General features: G+C 50.4%; 1 rRNA gene. It reads right to left on the minus strand.

The features are described from left to right. A 23S ribosomal RNA gene (locus AB4Y43_RS40535) occupies positions 1-222 on the minus strand; the annotation flags it as partial. Positions 223-365 lie beyond the last annotated feature (143 nt).

Below are 365 nucleotides of genomic sequence, written 5' to 3' on the forward strand. Positions count from 1 at the left end.
GATTTCTTTTCCTGCGGCTACTTAGATGTTTCAGTTCGCCGCGTTCGCTTCGCATGGCCTATGTATTCAGCCATGGATACTCCATTCGGAGTGGGTTTCCCCATTCGGACATCTGTGGATCAAAGCTCGTTTGCCAGCTCCCCACAGCTTTTCGCAGGCTACCGCGTCCTTCATCGCCTGTGATCGCCAAGGCATCCACCACATGCACTTGTTCGCTTGACCCTATAACGGGTGTGTCTCGCGGTGATTGCTCACTTCGGACCCACTCGCTACAGGTTGAGTATTCGTGTTGCGCCGTATTTCAAGGCAATCTTTCGATCACTTAAAAATACATTGATACAATCACAACCCTGATTCACCTACTC

It is taken from the genome of Paraburkholderia sp. BR10872 (assembly GCF_040965835.1).
GTDB lineage: Bacteria > Pseudomonadota > Gammaproteobacteria > Burkholderiales > Burkholderiaceae > Paraburkholderia > Paraburkholderia nodosa_A.